This window comes from Novosphingobium sp. BL-S-32, from assembly GCF_056857055.1.
The window spans coordinates 3332482-3346894 of the sequence record NZ_CM166476.1 but is presented as its reverse complement, the minus strand read 5'-3'; the positions used below and the strand labels follow the sequence as shown (position 1 = coordinate 3346894).

Below are 14413 nucleotides of genomic sequence, written 5' to 3'. Positions count from 1 at the left end.
AGCAAAAGCCCCTCACCTCACTTGTAAACGATGCGCACCTTGCCCGCCGTCTCGGCCGCAACTCGCCGCGCGGTATCGGTGTCCTCGGCCAGCGCAAGCGCAACGCCCATACGGCGGTAGGGCCGCGTCACGGGCTTTGCAAAGACGCGCAGGTCCACTTGCCCACCTGGTGTCGCCAACGCGTCCGAGAGACCTTCACAGGCGAAGGAATCGCTATCCCGATCGGCAAGGATCACCGCCGAAGCACTCGGGCCATAAAGCGTGACCTCGGGGACCGGCAGGCCAAGGATCGCACGTGCATGGAGGTCGAACTCGGACAGGTTCTGCGAGATCAGCGTGACCATGCCGGTGTCATGCGGGCGCGGGGAGAGTTCGGAGAAAATCACCTCCTCGCCCTTCACGAAGAATTCGACGCCGAACAGGCCATAGCCGCCCAGATCGTCCACCACCTTGCGGGCCATGTCCTGCGCATCGGCAATTGCCGCAGGCGCCATCGGCGTTGGCTGCCACGATTCCTGATAGTCGCCGCGCTCCTGCCGGTGGCCGATCGGCGGGCAGAACGAAACGCCCTCGCGGCTGCGCACGGTCAGCAGTGTGATCTCGTAATCGAAAGCCACGAACTCCTCGACGATCACGCGCTTGCGGTCACCGCGCATGTTGGCGACGGCATAGTCCCACGCCTTCTCCAGCTCAGCCGCGTCGCGAACCGTGCTCTGGCCCTTGCCCGATGAGGACATGACCGGCTTGATGACACAGGGCAGCCCGGTGTGTTCTGCCCCGGCCAGAACTTCGTCGAGCGATTCCGCGTAGCGATAACGCGAAGTGCGCAGCCCCAGTTCGACGGCAGCGACCTCGCGGATGGCATCGCGGTTCATGGTCATCTGCGTGGCGCGGGCAGAAGGAACCACGCAGAAGCCCTCCGCCTCGACTTCCGCAAGCACTTCAGTGCGGATTGCCTCAACCTCGGGCACGATAAAGTCCGGTTTGTGCTTCTCGATCGCCGCGCGCAGGCGCTCTCCATCCAACATCGAGAAAACCTCGAAATGATCGGCCACCTGCATTGCCGGCGCGCCCTCGTAAGCGTCGCAAGCGATCACCTCACAGCCGAGGCGCTTGGCCGAGATGACGAATTCGCGCCCCAGTTCGCCCGAACCGAGCAGCAGGATCTTCGCGGTGAATGCCATGATGACCGTCCTTCTTTGTGGCTTCCGGGGCGCTAGAGCAGCGTCCCGGAGAGAAACGCAAGCGCAATGCTGAAATAGATCACCAGCCCCGTGACATCGACCGGTATCGCCACGACGGGCACCGAAGCAATCGCCGGATCGAAACCCGGCCCCTGCAACACGAAAGGCAGCATCGCTCATACCAGAGCGGACCGAGCCCCATCAATATCGCCACCGTGCCGAACGGTTGCTGCCACAAGCAAAAAGCCCCCGTGCGGGTGCACGAGGGCTTTGTCTTCGTTCGGTCAAACGCCGAAAATGCCACGCATGTTTATTGTACGGTGAAGTCGAAGATCCGTGCGGTCATCGCGCCGGCCGAGCCGTTGCCCGCCAACGAATAGATGAAACCATATTCACCGGGTTCGAGCGGATGGGTAACGTCGATACGGTAGACGCCGGGACGCACCAGTTCATGCCGGAATTCGATGCGATCCTTGTCCATCACACCGGTCTTGGCACCGGCGATATTGACGCTTCCAACGCGGGCCTCGCGGCGTCCGTCCTTCCGCATCAGGCGGATCAGCGTGAGTTCAGCCGGTGAGGCCACGACGGTATTCGTGCCGCTTGCCCAAGCGCCGCCATCGCTGCCGTTCGATTCCGCCGAGAAGAAGTAGAAGCGTGGCTGGCGCTGTACGGGAACGGCGGACGTCTCCTTCTGGATCGACGCCTTGACGCTCATGGACGCGATGCCGCCGGTGAAGGCATAGCCAAGCAAACCACCGGTCTTGGCCTGGTTGGTTACGGTCGAATCCATGCGCAGCATGTGCATATGGCCGATGTCCTGAACGGCGTAGAGACCGGCCGGATGCGGGACCGCCGGGTCCGGCGAATCGAGCGACATCTCTGCCTTCTGCTGATAGCGGTTCGAGATCATGGCCGCGATCACGGCCGACGATACGCCTTGCTTGCGCAGCGCGATCATCTCGTCGGTGGAAAGGTCGAAGTCCACCTTGTCGGCACTGATCTTGGCAACGATGGCGTCGTCACCCAATCCCAGTTGGGTCAGTTGTAGTGCGTTCTGCTTTGAAAGCGGCTGCGCGGCAGCAAGAACAGGCATTGCCGCCAGCGCAAGGCCGGCAGCAAAAGTTGCTACGATTTTCATAGTTCCCCCTATTGCAAGCTCATAGAGCTTAGCGCCGATCAATTGGGAGACACGCCCGGCTTGTCAACTCACAGGACTTGCCGGTTTCAGAACGTTCATCGGCCCGGCAACAAAAAAGCCCCCGTGCGAATGCACGAGGGCTTTTTTGTGTTCGTTACCGGAAACCGGGATCAGATGCCGGCGATTGCCTGATCGACCAGAGCCTTGTCGGCAGCAGCCGAATGGTTGTCCTTGATCAGGTCAGCCGCGGCATTGGCGGCAGCCGCTGCGGCCTTGCGGCGCAGGTCGGTGATCGTGGCCAGTTCCAGCGCCGAGATCTTCTCTTCCACCATCTTGCGACGACGGGCGATCAGTTCGGTGGTGTCAGCCTCAGCCTTGGCGACGATCGCTTCGGCTTCATGCTGAGCGTGCTCGAGCATGGCTGCGGCGTCCTTTTCGGCATTCGCGATCTTATCGGCATATTCCTTGCGCAGGGCTTCCGCCTCGGCACGCAGGGTCTTGGCCTCTTCGAGGTGCGCCTTGATCTGGCTGATCCGGGCATCCAGTCCGCCGGTGATCAGCTTCGGCACTCCCTTCCAGAGCATGATCGCGATGAGCACCAGCATCGAAGTGCTGACGACTGCGACGGGCGGAGCCACGCCAAGCAGTTCGGGTTCGGCATGCTCGACAGCGACGTGAGCCTGCGTACCGGCGGCCTCGGCGCCCTGCGGCACAGCGGCCTGCTGGGTGCCGGCCTGTTGGGCGCCAACCTGTTGGGTGACAGTGTTATCAGCCATGAACCAGGCTCCCCTTTACGGCGGCGCGCACGGCGGTTTCGTCAAGCGAGAGGCCGGCAACGCGGCTGACGATCTCACGCGCAGCGTCGGCCGCGACGGTCTCGATCTCGCTTGCGGCCGAACGGCGCGCTTCGTCGATACGCTTTTCGGCGGTAGCCAGATCCGCTTCAATGCCGACTTGTGCGGCGTTGAGACGGTCGGCAGTGGCAGCACCAGCCTTGGCACGGGCCGAGGCGATGAGGCCCTGAGCCTCGGCGCGGTTCGCGTTTTCACGCGTGCGCCAAGCTTCCTCTTCCGCGTCGGCGCTCTCGCGCAGCTTTTCAGCCGTAGCGAGGTCCTCTGCAATCTGCTTGTCGCGCTGGGCGACGGTATCCATCACCTTAGGCACCATGCCGCGTCCAACGACGAAGAAGGTGATGGCGAAGAAGATCAGCATCCAGAAGATCTGGCTGGCGTAATATTCGCCAAGCTGTGCGATCTGAGGCATGGGTTAAGCCCTGTCCCGAGGTAGCCGGTAGAAATCTTGCATCCGGTGGCCCGGCCGCGGCACCAAAGGGTTCGCGCGGCCGGATCGGATTAGTGCGCTATTGTGATCAGGCGAAGATCAGCAGCGCGGCAACGACGAACGAGAGCAGGCCGAGAAGTTCGGCGCCCGCGAAGCCGATGAACAGACGGCCCTGCTGGGCGTCGGCAGCACCGGGATTGCGCAGCGCGCCTTCGAGGAACTTCGCGAACACGCTACCCACGCCGATCGAGGCGAGGCCGCAACCGATCGCGGCAAACCCAGCACCAAGCAGCTTTGCAGCTTCTGCGTCCATTTCAAAAACTCCCTTTGGAAAATGCGATATGCGATTGAAATCAGTGAAGATTCTCAGCGTCGTTGAGATAGACGCAGGTGAGAAGAGCGAAAACGTAGGCCTGAATGCCGGCGACCAGCAGTTCCAGTGCGCAGATGCCGACCATCAGGATGAAGCTGGGCAGACCGGCGATGGCGAAAAGGCCGATGCCGGCGTTGCCCGAGCTGATCACGAAGCTCGAAAGCACCTCAAGAAGAACGTGGCCGGCCATCATCGCGACGAAAAGACGCAGGCCGAGGCTGAACGGGCGCACCAGGAAGGAGATCAGTTCCACGCAGAAGATCAGCGGGATCATGACCACCGGAGTGCCGTGCGGCACGAACAGCGAGAAGAAGTGGAGCTTGTGCTTGGCAAAGCCAACCCCAAGCACGATCGCGAACGACATCACCGCCAGAACACCGGTTGCCGAGAAGTGGCTGGTGAACGTGAAGGCGTGCAGGCCCAAAACGCCGAGCGGCAGCAGGCCAAGGAAGTTCGCAAAGAGAATGAACATGAACAGCGAGAAGATATACGGAACGTACTTCTTGCCTGCCGGACCGACGTTGGCGGCCAGCATTCCGTCGATGAAACCGGTGAAAGTCTCCACCGCCATCTGCCAGCGACCCGGCACCAGCTGGCGCTTCATGCCGCCGGAGACGAACACGACCAGCACGACGGTAGCAATCGCCATCCACAACGCACTGTTGGTAAAGGCGATGTTGTATCCCGCAATGTTCCAATTGGCACCGGCCAGCGTCTCAAGCTGGAACTGGTGCATCGGATCGAGCTTCGCTTCGGCAGCCACGCGAATATCCCTGTCGCCAATGAACGACAGCGCCCTGTATCCACCCCCTCTGGGTCAATCCGGGCGCTGGTTCGAATTCCTTATGATATTCCTGAAGGCAACGAATATTCCGAGGAACATCATCACCAACAGACCCCAGGGCGACGTTCCGGCGAAGTGATCAATCACCCAACCGAGAAACAAACCGCCGGCAACCCCACCCAGCAAATCGGCCAGAACGCGGTTACCGGCACGATATGCATCGTCCGTTTCCGCGCCCTTGGCCGGTCGATTGCGCTGCTCTTCACGCTCGCGAAGGGCTTTCAGCCGATCATCGAGCCTGTCAAGGCGCGCATCCTCGCCGACAGGGTCCCCTACAGGTGGCTCGTCGCTCATGTCAGATCTTCCTCCTCCATCAAAGGACGATTGACGCGCTCAACGGCTCCCTGCCTAGGGCGCCGCCCCCTTAGGGTGGGGCTTATCCCGAGTCAACCTTGGCCGGGCGCGCGCCGCGCCTCTTGTTCACACGCATCCTCGCGGGACCAAGTACCCGCAGGAACACAGCATTCGCCAACAAAAGGAAAAGCGCAAGGGCGATGCCGGAATGAGGCTTTCCCCCGAACGGATGCGAATCATTGCTGTCGGGTGTTCGTCACGCGTCTGTCGGACTGACGAAAGATTGGGAAGGAAATGAGAATAACGCCCCACTGATCTGGAGCCGTGTTCTCTGCGGCACCGGGCCCCGAGTCATTTGTCGGGTGCGCCTTCGACATTCGTCGAAGGCTTGCGGCACCGGCCCTCTCCCGTCCCGAGGAACACGAAAAGGTCCAGGGGAGCGGGCCGGTGCCGCGGAAAGGTCAGTGCTAAATCAGGTTTCCGTGTTGCGCTTCACTGGGCTTACGGGCAGCGCGGATCCCGCTGCGGCGGCGCGGCGGTGCGGGTCTGCCACGAGTCATCGGGAGCCTGATATTTCTCCCCCGGGCTGGTCTGCGAGATCAGCCGGCAGGCCGTGGCGAAGGCATATTCCTCGATCGTGCCCTTGCCGGCGGCCTTCTGCGTATAGATGGCGCGGCGCTTGTTGTTGAGATCGCGAACCATCGCCTGGACGGCGGCCGACTGGCTGCCGACCACGCCGAGATACCCGTCACGCTGCTCGCCCACCTGACCGGCGGCGCGCGCGGCGGCATAGGCCGGGTCGCGCGCTTCCTGCGCGGTGGCGGCCCCACCTGCCCCAAGGACCAGCGCGGCTGCGCCCATGAAAGCGACGGAGCGGCTGAAACGGATCTTGCTCATCAGAATACGCCTTCGTTGTCTTGGATCGTCTTCTCCGCGTCGGCAGAGAGTTGATAGATCACTTCCTGACGAATGTTGACATTAAGTTCGATCACGATCGGCTTGTCGGGCGCAGTCACCTGAATGCAGCCGGACAGCATCGGGATCAGACCCGTCATCATCGTTGCGGCGCGAACGGCGCGCCTGCCGGTCCGGCGAGCGGTGCGCTGCGGAAACGGGCTGGCGAAACGCGTCATCGCCGGGCTTGTCGCAGCCGGAACGCTTCCGGTCAATTGCGGGCCAATCATGGTTTTTTCTCGCTGTCTGAAGGCTGAATGGTGGCGGACGCGGGATCAGTCGCGGTTTTTGCCGCTGCGGCGGCTTGCGCCCGGGCGGCAGCCTCGGCGCTGAGCAGGCGCGGGTCCTTGAGGTAATTGGCGTCGTAAAGCGAACGCATGTTGCCGAAGAGGCTCATGAACGGCGCCTTCACATTGACGATGAAGTGGATCGGCAGCTTGGCGATCTGCTTGGTCACGAAGTTCTTGGAGGCCCCCGCCCCCTGACTGAGCCCATCGAAGCTGATACGCGTGAGGATATCGCCGTCCAGCGAACCGCCCAGACCGATCTCCATCCGGCTGTAATCGACCGACTTCAGCGCCCCGAAGGCGAAATTGCCCATCGCCGAGAGGTCCTTGTAAGTAAGCGCACCGATATAGCTGACATTGCCGCCCGGCGCCCGCGAGGCGAGGTAGCCGTTCTCTATCCGCCCGCCGTTCTCGTCGAACACCAGCGGCAGTTCGCCGTCGAACACGCCGGTTGCATTGATGTTGCCGAGGTCCAGATGCTGCACGAAAGTCGCGGCATTCAGGCCCTTCACGGTAATCTTGTACCGGCGTGTTTCCGATGCCCCCATTGTCATGGTAGCCGGTTCCAGCGTCAGCACCCCGTCCATGAACGGCCAGCGCGCGCCGTTGACGCGAAGGAGATAGCCGGGCTCCAGCTGGAACGAGAGGACGCCGTCGGTCACTTCCACACCGGGATTGATCGAGGCGAGCTTCAGCTTCTGGTCCGGCGCAGTGACGAGCCCGAGAAGGTCGGTGAAGACCACGGCGCCGGACAGGCCCTTCACCGGCCCGAACGGCGCGGCGAACGCAAGCCCGTCACTGAAGAAGCGGCCGTGGCTGGTCACACCCCTGGCGTTCCAGTCGATCCGCCCGGTGCCGCTCACTGTGCCTTCGAGGTTGGAGACGATGCCCAGCAGCAGCGGCGAAAGCGTCTCGGCCTGCACTTTCTTGTCGAACAGAATGCCGTCCACGGTGAGATCGGCGTGCCCGGTGGTGGCATTGAGATCGTGGACGATATCGGCACGCACCACGGCGCGGTCGCTGGTCGGCTCGCGCAACAACGCCTGTGCGGTGACGACGCCGTTTTCCAGTCGCAGCGAAGCATCGCGGGCAACCAGCGGCTTGAAGCGCGGCACCTGCTGGCGGTCGACCAGCGTGAAGCTCTGCCCGTCTATCGCCAGCACGTCGTTTGCATAGCGCCAGCGCCCGGCCGCCTGGTGCATGTCGAGCGGGACGGCAGCGAGCATGATATCGCCCTCATCGAACGTCCCTGCGATGTCCTTGCCGACCTCGGCATCAAGGTGGGAAATGCGGAAACGTGAAGGCGCATCGGCGGCGCCCAGTTCCACCGCGACAGCCTTGGCGGTGAGCGCGCCGGGCCTTCCCGGAGCCTGTGCGTAGCCCACCGGCCCGCTGGCGACGTGGATGCGCGTGCCGCCCAGCCTGCCGGTAACGTCGAGCGAAGGCACGCCGGCGGTGATCGTCAGCCCTCGGGCATCGTTCCGCAGAATCGATCCACCTTGCGCCGGGCAGACCGGCAGGCTGCGCTTCTCCAGCGTGAGGTTGGCCACTGCCAGCCGGTCGAACGCCACCGTGGTGCAGCGCGGCCAGAGCGCCAGTGCGCCGTCCGCCGCCCAACGCCCCTCGATCGGCAGGACCAGCCCGTCCGCCCTCCCACCGGGCAATGGGCCGGAGAGCCTAGCCTCGCCGGTGAAGGTCATCGTCCCGTCGGCGGACTGCGTCAGCGAAAGATGCGGCAAAGCCAGCCGCGAATCGCCCGCCAGATATTCCGGCATCGACACGCTGAGCGCCAGACGGCCGTCGGTGCCGCTTTCCATTCTGCCGGAGACTTGCGGCAGGCCCGCGCCTCCGCTCGCGAAGTTACCGGTGATCACCGGTCGCGACTGGCCGAACACCGCCTGCAGGCGCGAAAGCGCCAGCAGTGAAGCGCCGCTGGTCCCACGCCAGTTGCCGCGCGGGATGACAAGACTCCAGCTTGCACCGTCGCGCCGCAGGACGAGGTTGGCATCCAGCCGCGACCCACGCGCCTCGCCCGTCAGCCCCACGCGTATCCGGTTCGCCAGCGAGGCGACCAGCGTGCCCTCCCCGCGCTTCGCGAGATCGCCAAGCGCGCGGTCCCCGATGGCTCCGGGAACGAGCCCGCTGCCGGTCACATCTCCGTCGATATCGACATGGGCGAAGCCGGCATCCGTGCGCACTTGCCCATCGAATCCCAGCGCATCCGCGCGGGCCTGCGGCGTCGTAACTCCGCGCGCGACGAGCGTGTAGGTGGCAGTGAGTGCCTGCTTGCGGAATGTGAAACGACCCGAGGCCGCAAGCCCGGCAAGGCCATTGTCGGCCAGCCGGACCGCGCCGCCCTCAAGCGCCAGCCGTCCCTCGACCCCGTCGAGCGGGCGGTCGAACGTCAGTTCAAGCTGCATATCCGCCCGGTCGGCATGCAAGGCATGGGGCGGACAGTCGAGCCCCGCTATCCGCAAGGGCCCGGTGAACGCAGGCTTCTCGCCATGCACGCTGAGCTTGCCATAGAGCGTGGTGCGCCCGGTCCGGCAGCCCTGATAGGTCAGCCCCGGCGAGATCGCCGCAAGCTGTCCCGCGAAACCGCCGCGCAGGGGCCCTGCTCCGTCGATCTTGGCGGCAACGCGGCCGTAATCGCTTTCGACCAGAACCCGGCCGTCCACCAGCGCCACGTCGTAGTCGGGCAGCGGGTGTTCCTTGTCGCCACCGCCCGATGCGAGCGCCTTGTCGAGAGTGCCGAGGCTCAGCTTGCCCTTGTGCAAGCTGCCGTAGAGGCGCGGACGGACCAGAGTGATGCGGCCGATTCCGGGCAACCCCCAAGAGAAATCCGTCGTCACGCGGACTTCCTCTATCGTCAGGTCCGGCCGCCTGGGATCGCCGATCACAAGATCGCGGATCACTTCCTCGGACGGGGAAATCCGCACGATCCGGTAGCGAGCGGGTAGCTCCAGCTTGGCCAGTTGATGCTCGATCAAATTGTCCGCGATATCCTCGCGCATGACCCAGACCGCGCTGACGCCGAGCGCGAACAGCCCAAGCACGCCCGTTACCGCCGCGCCGCGGCGCGTGCGCAGGAACGGCCGGATAAGCTCCGCCGGGGCGTTGGACTGGTCGGGCACCTCAGGCATTCAGATCGTTCACTTGCGCGCGTGGACCGGGAAAGGCAATTGTCCGTGGAGCTTATGCCCGATCAGGACAGTCTCTTTGATGAACCGCCTTCCGCGAAGGCATTCGGCGCCGGAAACGACGCCGAAACGGGCATGCCCGTAGCCTCGGGCAAGAACAGCCTTGCAGAGGCCTACGCGGGCAAAATCACGGCTCCGGAGGCGAAGGCGGCAGGCAACGACCCCAGCGGACATCGCGCCCGGCTGCGCAAGCGCCTGATCGAAGGCGGCGCGGAGGCTCTGGCCGATCACGAAGTCATCGAACTGCTGCTGATGCAGGCCGTGCCCCGCCGCGACATGAAGCCGCTCGCGCGCAGCCTGATCAAACGCTTCGGTTCGCTGGCGGGCGTGCTCCAGGCTGATCCGCGCACGCTGGCGGGCCACCCCGGCATGGGCGAGGCGACCGCCGCCGCGCTGAAGATCGTCACCGTCGCCGCCACCCGGCTATCCCGCCAACGCCTGCGCGAGGCGCCGGTGATCGGATCGTGGCAGGTCCTGATAGACTACCTCACCATCGATATGGCCCACCTCACGCGCGAGCGCGTGCGCGTGCTCTATCTCAACGCCAAGAACATGCTGATCCTGGACGAGATGGTTGGCGAAGGCTCTATCGACGAGGCGGCGATTCACCCGCGCGAAGTGATCCGCCGCGCGCTCGACATCGGCGCGACCGGGCTGATCCTTGTCCACAATCACCCCTCCGGCTCGCCGGAGCCGAGTCAGGCCGATATCGAAATGACGCATCGCCTCGCCGCCGCCGGGCGCCTGCTCGGCATCACCGTGCACGACCATGTGGTGATCGGGCGCGAGGGGCATGTCAGCCTGCGCGCAAAAGGCCATATCTGATGTGTGTCGCCGCCGTCGCGTGGAGAGCCCATCCCGACTGGCCGCTCGTCGTCGCCGGCAATCGCGACGAATTCCATGCGCGCGCTTCCGCTCCGCTGGCGCGCTGGGAAGACGGCTCGGGCGTGATCGCCGGACGCGATCTCGTCGGCGGCGGGACGTGGCTGGGAGTGACCAACAGCGGCCGCTTCACGCTCGTCACCAATTACCGCGTACCCGAAGGCGCGCAGCCGGGACGTCCCTCGCGCGGGGTGCTCGTCACCGACCTGCTTGAAGGCCGCCCGCCCGAACCGGTCGAGACGATGAATCCGTTCAACCTTGTCGAAGTGGCGGGCGGCGCAGCGCGGTTCCTCACCAACTATCCGCATACCGAGACACGGGCCCTCACCCCGGGCATCCACGGACTGTCCAATGGCGGCTTCGACCTGCCCTGGCCCAAGACCCGCGCGGTGGAACAGGCAGTGGCCGGCTGGCTGGACGCCGGGGACGAGGATCTCTCCCCGCTGCTCGATGCCCTGCGCGTGGAAAAGCCGGATCGGCGGACGGCCCGCGTGGAGGACGGCCCGGAGCCGCGTTTCGCACCGGTGTTCATTCGCGATTTCATCTATGGCACGCGGTGCAGCACGGTGCTCGTGCTCTCGCGCACCGGCCAAGGGCTGATGGTGGAGCGCAGTTTCGCGTCGGATGGCAGTGTGTCCGGTGAAGTCACCGTGGCGTTTGAGTGGCCAGCGGCGGCTTTGCCCTGAGCGGAATGGGTTCGCTTCGCTCAACCCGCTCTCCTCGCTCCTTTTACCACCTCTCCTCTCCCATTCACCCCGCTCATCCTGAGCTTGTCGAAGGATGGAAACTGGCGCCACGCCTCATGGGGCTTCGACAAGCTCAGCCTGAGCGGGACTGGGGATTGGGGACTGGCAGAATGGCGGGAATGGCACGAAAAAGCGCCCGTCGAGACACCTTACCACGTCATCCTGAACTTGTTTCAGGATCCATCTCGCCGCCGGCGCGGTGCTTCGATCGGCGATGCGCGATTGCCGGGCTTTTCGCGCGGTCGTCTGGGTGAGCGGCCAAATGGATCCTGAACCAAGTTCAGGATGATGGATTATGAGGGAGTCACGGATTGCGAGGAACTGCCGTTTCCTCGCTTTGTCGTCTTGGCCCTCACCACATTCAAAATCCCGCAAAGTGACAGGCTTGGCACAAGGTGACACCTAACGCATAAGATGACACTCGCTTGAGGTGACGCCGGCACAAGGTGACACTTTCGGTCCCGCCAGCAGGAATACGTCCCGACCGGCATGCACGGTTTTCGTCCGCCTCGTTATCTCGCCGGCCTTGCCGCGCTGCTCGCCACCGGCTGCTCCACCCTGCCCCCGCCGCGCGCGCATGTCGCCTGTGCCGATACGCACCCGCCGGTGATCGCGACCTCGGGCAGCGCCATCGCCACGACCCGGCTGACCGTGCTCACGTACAATATGGAAGGGCTCGGCTGGCCCGCGCGCAGCGGCCGCGCGCCGTTTCTTGAACAGATCGGCAGCCGGCTAGCAGCGATGCGCGCGGCGGGGACCGCGCCGGATGTCGTGCTGTTCCAGGAGATGTTCAGCGATGCCGCCAAGCGCGCAGTCATCGCCACCGGCTATCCGGCGATCTACTCCGGCCCCCACCGCACCACCAGCGCGAAGGGTGCGACGCGTGAGCGTCTGCCGGGCCATTCCAGCCTCGCGCGCGGAGAGATCGGCATCCATGTCTTCGGCAGCGGCCTTGCCATCGCCTCGCGCTATGCCATCGTCGATTACGGCAAACGGGCCTACGGACGGCGCTCCTGCGCGGGATTCGACTGTCTTTCGAACAAGGGTATCGCGCTTGCCCGGATCGAGATCCCGGGCGTTCCTTCGCTGATCGACATCTATGACACCCACATGAATTCACGCGGCGCGTCCCGGGCGCCGGCGGTCCGCAATCTTTCCGCGCACGACCGGCAGGCGCGGGAAGCATCGCGCTTCATTGACGAGACCCACGATGACGAGAATCCGCTGATCTTCGGCGGAGACTTCAACATGCGCCGCTCCGAACCGCGCTGGGAGAATTTCGCGAAGTATCAGGCGCTGGGCCTCGTCCACCGGATCTGCGCCGCGCCCGTTTCGGGCTGCGACGTCAAGATTTCATGGGACGGCGACGCGCCGTGGATGGATACGCAGGACCTCCAGTTCCTGTGGACCGGAGAGGATGTGCGGATTCGCCCGATCCGGGTGGAGGCCATGTTCGACGGCAGCCCCGGCAGCCCGCAGCTTTCCGATCACGACGGTTTTCTGGTCACGTACGAATTGCGCTGGAACGCCGCGCTCACCCGCACGCCGGGGTGCGGGGCGCTGGCCGGACGGGACCGGCGGCGGAGTTTTCCTACTTCCGCGTCGCCTGTCATAAGCACGCGATGACGCCGCTTTGTGCTTCTCTGATGCCCGGATCCGGCCGCTCCAGGACCGGGAGAGAAATTCGCTTCAAGACCGTGTCAACTGTGTCAACCTGACTGTCACCTTGTGCCCTCGGGCGGCAATTCGGAGGGGGCGCTGCGTCTCCGCCCTTGCCTTCGGAGCCCTGCCAGCCTAGCGGCACGCGCGTCAGCCATAGGAGTCTAAAGATGGTCCCCCGCTACGCCCGCCCCGCGATGACCGCGATCTGGGAGCCCGAAGCCCGTTACCGCATCTGGTTCGAGATCGAGGCCCACGCCGCCGTGAAGATGGGCGAAATGGGCACCGTGCCCGCCAGCGCCGGCAAGGCCCTGTGGGATTGGTGGGCCACGAACCCGACCATCGACGTCGCCGCGATCGACGCGATCGAGGCCGTGACCAAGCACGACGTGATCGCCTTCCTTGACTGGGTGGCCCAGCAGGTAGGCCCCGAAGCGCGCTTCATGCACCAGGGCATGACCAGCTCCGACGTGCTCGACACCACGCTGAACGTCCAGCTCGTCAAGGCCGCCGATATCCTGCTGGCGGACCTCGACGCCCTGCTCGCCGCGATCAAGCGCCGCGCCGAAGAGCACAAGTACACCCCCACCATCGGCCGCAGCCACGGCATCCATGCCGAGCCGGTGACCTTCGGCCTCAAGATGACCGAAGCCTATGCCGAATTCGCGCGCTGCAAGACGCGCCTGCTTGCCGCCCGCGAGGAAGTCGCCACTTGCGCGATCTCGGGCGCTGTCGGCACTTTCGCCAATGTCGATCCGGCAGTGGAAGACTACGTCGCGGACAAGCTGGGCCTCGCGGTCGAGCCGGTCTCGACGCAGGTGATCCCGCGCGACCGTCACGCCATGTTCTTCGCGGTGCTGGGCGTGATCGCCAGCTCGATCGAGCGCCTTTCCATCGAAGTCCGCCACCTCCAGCGCACCGAAGTGCTTGAGGCGGAAGAATACTTCTCGCCCGGCCAGAAGGGCTCGTCGGCGATGCCGCACAAGCGCAACCCGGTGCTGACCGAGAACCTCACCGGCTTGTCGCGCGTGGTCCGCTCGGCCGTGGTGCCGGCGATGGAGAACGTGGCGCTCTGGCATGAGCGCGATATCTCGCACTCCTCGGTCGAACGCTTCATCGGCCCCGACGCGACGATCACGCTCGACTTCGCGCTGGCCCGCCTCACCGGCGTCATCGACAAGCTGCTCGTCTATCCCGAGCGCATGCAGAAGAACCTCGACCGCATGGGCGGCCTCGTCCACTCGCAGCGCGTGCTGCTGGCGCTGACGCAGGCCGGCCTCAGCCGCGACCAGTCGTACCGTCTGGTGCAGAGGAACGCGATGAAGGTCTGGGAATCGGACGGTCAGCTCTCGCTGCTCGAACTTCTCAAGGCCGATCCCGAAGTCACGGCGGCGCTGCCCGTCGAAGTGATCGAGGACAAGTTCAACCTCGACTACCACTTCAAGCACGTGGATACGATCTTCGCGCGCGTTTTCGGGAACTAAGCGGTCCACCGACACTTCCCATGGCCGCCAATCGCGCCTAGCATCGGCGCGATTGGCGGGACCTACTTGCAGGAACACCTGCAG

At 64.5% G+C, this 14413-nt stretch carries 15 protein-coding genes; 4 read left to right on the top strand and 11 right to left on the bottom strand.

The genetic code is table 11. The features are described from left to right. Positions 1-17 precede the first annotated feature (17 nt). The 11 genes from purT to AC1VVK_RS15650 form a co-directional block, all read right to left on the bottom strand. Complete coding sequence (purT, locus tag AC1VVK_RS15700; protein ID WP_482903703.1) at positions 18-1184, bottom strand: formate-dependent phosphoribosylglycinamide formyltransferase; 1167 nt, start codon at positions 1182-1184, stop codon at positions 18-20. A 32-nt stretch (positions 1185-1216) separates the two neighbouring features. After that, complete coding sequence (locus AC1VVK_RS15695; protein WP_482903702.1) at positions 1217-1357, bottom strand: magnesium transporter; 141 nt, start codon at positions 1355-1357, stop codon at positions 1217-1219. Positions 1358-1494: 137 nt separating this feature from the next. Then, positions 1495-2325, bottom strand: coding sequence for a hypothetical protein (locus AC1VVK_RS15690; protein ID WP_482903701.1), 831 nt, complete (start codon positions 2323-2325; stop codon positions 1495-1497). Between the two features lie 170 nt (positions 2326-2495). Further along, positions 2496-3101, bottom strand: a complete 606-nt coding sequence (locus AC1VVK_RS15685; protein WP_482903700.1) for a F0F1 ATP synthase subunit B family protein — start codon at positions 3099-3101, stop codon at positions 2496-2498. After that, positions 3094-3588, bottom strand: a complete 495-nt coding sequence (locus tag AC1VVK_RS15680) for a F0F1 ATP synthase subunit B family protein (protein WP_132384913.1) — start codon at positions 3586-3588, stop codon at positions 3094-3096. Before AC1VVK_RS15680 ends, AC1VVK_RS15685 begins: the two co-directional genes overlap by 8 nt. Positions 3589-3694: 106 nt before the next feature. Next, entirely contained in the window at positions 3695-3919 is a 225-nt protein-coding gene (locus AC1VVK_RS15675; protein ID WP_054439786.1) for a F0F1 ATP synthase subunit C, read from the bottom strand. Between the two features lie 40 nt (positions 3920-3959). Beyond that, positions 3960-4742: a F0F1 ATP synthase subunit A gene (locus AC1VVK_RS15670; protein WP_482903699.1), complete on the bottom strand. Its 783-nt coding sequence runs from the start codon at positions 4740-4742 to the stop codon at positions 3960-3962. Positions 4743-4796: 54 nt separating this feature from the next. Beyond that, positions 4797-5117, bottom strand: coding sequence for an AtpZ/AtpI family protein (locus tag AC1VVK_RS15665; protein ID WP_132384911.1), 321 nt, complete (start codon positions 5115-5117; stop codon positions 4797-4799). Between the two features lie 501 nt (positions 5118-5618). Further along, positions 5619-6014, bottom strand: a complete 396-nt coding sequence (locus tag AC1VVK_RS15660; RefSeq protein ID WP_482903698.1) for a YdbL family probable chaperone protein — start codon at positions 6012-6014, stop codon at positions 5619-5621. Next, positions 6014-6250, bottom strand: coding sequence for a YnbE family lipoprotein (locus AC1VVK_RS15655; RefSeq protein ID WP_243652316.1), 237 nt, complete (start codon positions 6248-6250; stop codon positions 6014-6016). The genes AC1VVK_RS15660 and AC1VVK_RS15655 overlap by 1 nt, the downstream gene beginning before the upstream one ends. A 47-nt stretch (positions 6251-6297) precedes the next feature. Then, positions 6298-9501 (bottom strand): intermembrane phospholipid transport YdbH family protein, encoded by a 3204-nt coding sequence (locus AC1VVK_RS15650; RefSeq protein WP_482903697.1) that lies wholly within the window; start codon positions 9499-9501, stop codon positions 6298-6300. A 39-nt stretch (positions 9502-9540) separates the two neighbouring features. Between AC1VVK_RS15650 and radC the strand changes: the two genes are divergently transcribed. The 4 genes from radC to purB all read left to right on the top strand — a co-directional run bounded on the left by radC (position 9541) and on the right by purB (position 14329). After that, complete coding sequence (gene radC, locus AC1VVK_RS15645; protein WP_482903696.1) at positions 9541-10383, top strand: RadC family protein; 843 nt, start codon at positions 9541-9543, stop codon at positions 10381-10383. Next, positions 10383-11126, top strand: coding sequence for an NRDE family protein (locus AC1VVK_RS15640; RefSeq protein WP_482903695.1), 744 nt, complete (start codon positions 10383-10385; stop codon positions 11124-11126). The genes radC and AC1VVK_RS15640 overlap by 1 nt, the downstream gene beginning before the upstream one ends. A 549-nt stretch (positions 11127-11675) precedes the next feature. After that, a complete protein-coding gene (locus tag AC1VVK_RS15635) occupies positions 11676-12812 on the top strand; it encodes an endonuclease/exonuclease/phosphatase family protein (protein ID WP_482903694.1) in 1137 nt (378 codons plus the stop codon). 203 nt (positions 12813-13015) lie between these two features. Further along, complete coding sequence (purB, locus tag AC1VVK_RS15630) at positions 13016-14329, top strand: adenylosuccinate lyase (protein WP_482903693.1); 1314 nt, start codon at positions 13016-13018, stop codon at positions 14327-14329. The last annotated feature ends 84 nt before the right edge of the window (positions 14330-14413 follow it).

Coding starts and splice junctions, on each gene's coding strand:
- AC1VVK_RS15690 (WP_482903701.1), bottom strand. CDS start 2,325: ATGAAAATCGTAGCAACTTTTGCTGCCGGCCTTGCGCTGGCGGCAATG.
- AC1VVK_RS15660 (WP_482903698.1), bottom strand. CDS start 6,014: ATGAGCAAGATCCGTTTCAGCCGCTCCGTCGCTTTCATGGGCGCAGCC.
- AC1VVK_RS15695 (WP_482903702.1), bottom strand. CDS start 1,357: ATGCTGCCTTTCGTGTTGCAGGGGCCGGGTTTCGATCCGGCGATTGCT.
- AC1VVK_RS15685 (WP_482903700.1), bottom strand. CDS start 3,101: ATGGCTGATAACACTGTCACCCAACAGGTTGGCGCCCAACAGGCCGGC.
- AC1VVK_RS15680 (WP_132384913.1), bottom strand. CDS start 3,588: ATGCCTCAGATCGCACAGCTTGGCGAATATTACGCCAGCCAGATCTTC.
- AC1VVK_RS15650 (WP_482903697.1), bottom strand. CDS start 9,501: ATGCCTGAGGTGCCCGACCAGTCCAACGCCCCGGCGGAGCTTATCCGG.
- purT (WP_482903703.1), bottom strand. CDS start 1,184: ATGGCATTCACCGCGAAGATCCTGCTGCTCGGTTCGGGCGAACTGGGG.
- AC1VVK_RS15655 (WP_243652316.1), bottom strand. CDS start 6,250: ATGACGCGTTTCGCCAGCCCGTTTCCGCAGCGCACCGCTCGCCGGACC.
- purB (WP_482903693.1), top strand. CDS start 13,016: ATGGTCCCCCGCTACGCCCGCCCCGCGATGACCGCGATCTGGGAGCCC.
- AC1VVK_RS15675 (WP_054439786.1), bottom strand. CDS start 3,919: ATGGACGCAGAAGCTGCAAAGCTGCTTGGTGCTGGGTTTGCCGCGATC.
- AC1VVK_RS15665 (WP_132384911.1), bottom strand. CDS start 5,117: ATGAGCGACGAGCCACCTGTAGGGGACCCTGTCGGCGAGGATGCGCGC.
- AC1VVK_RS15640 (WP_482903695.1), top strand. CDS start 10,383: ATGTGTGTCGCCGCCGTCGCGTGGAGAGCCCATCCCGACTGGCCGCTC.
- AC1VVK_RS15635 (WP_482903694.1), top strand. CDS start 11,676: ATGCACGGTTTTCGTCCGCCTCGTTATCTCGCCGGCCTTGCCGCGCTG.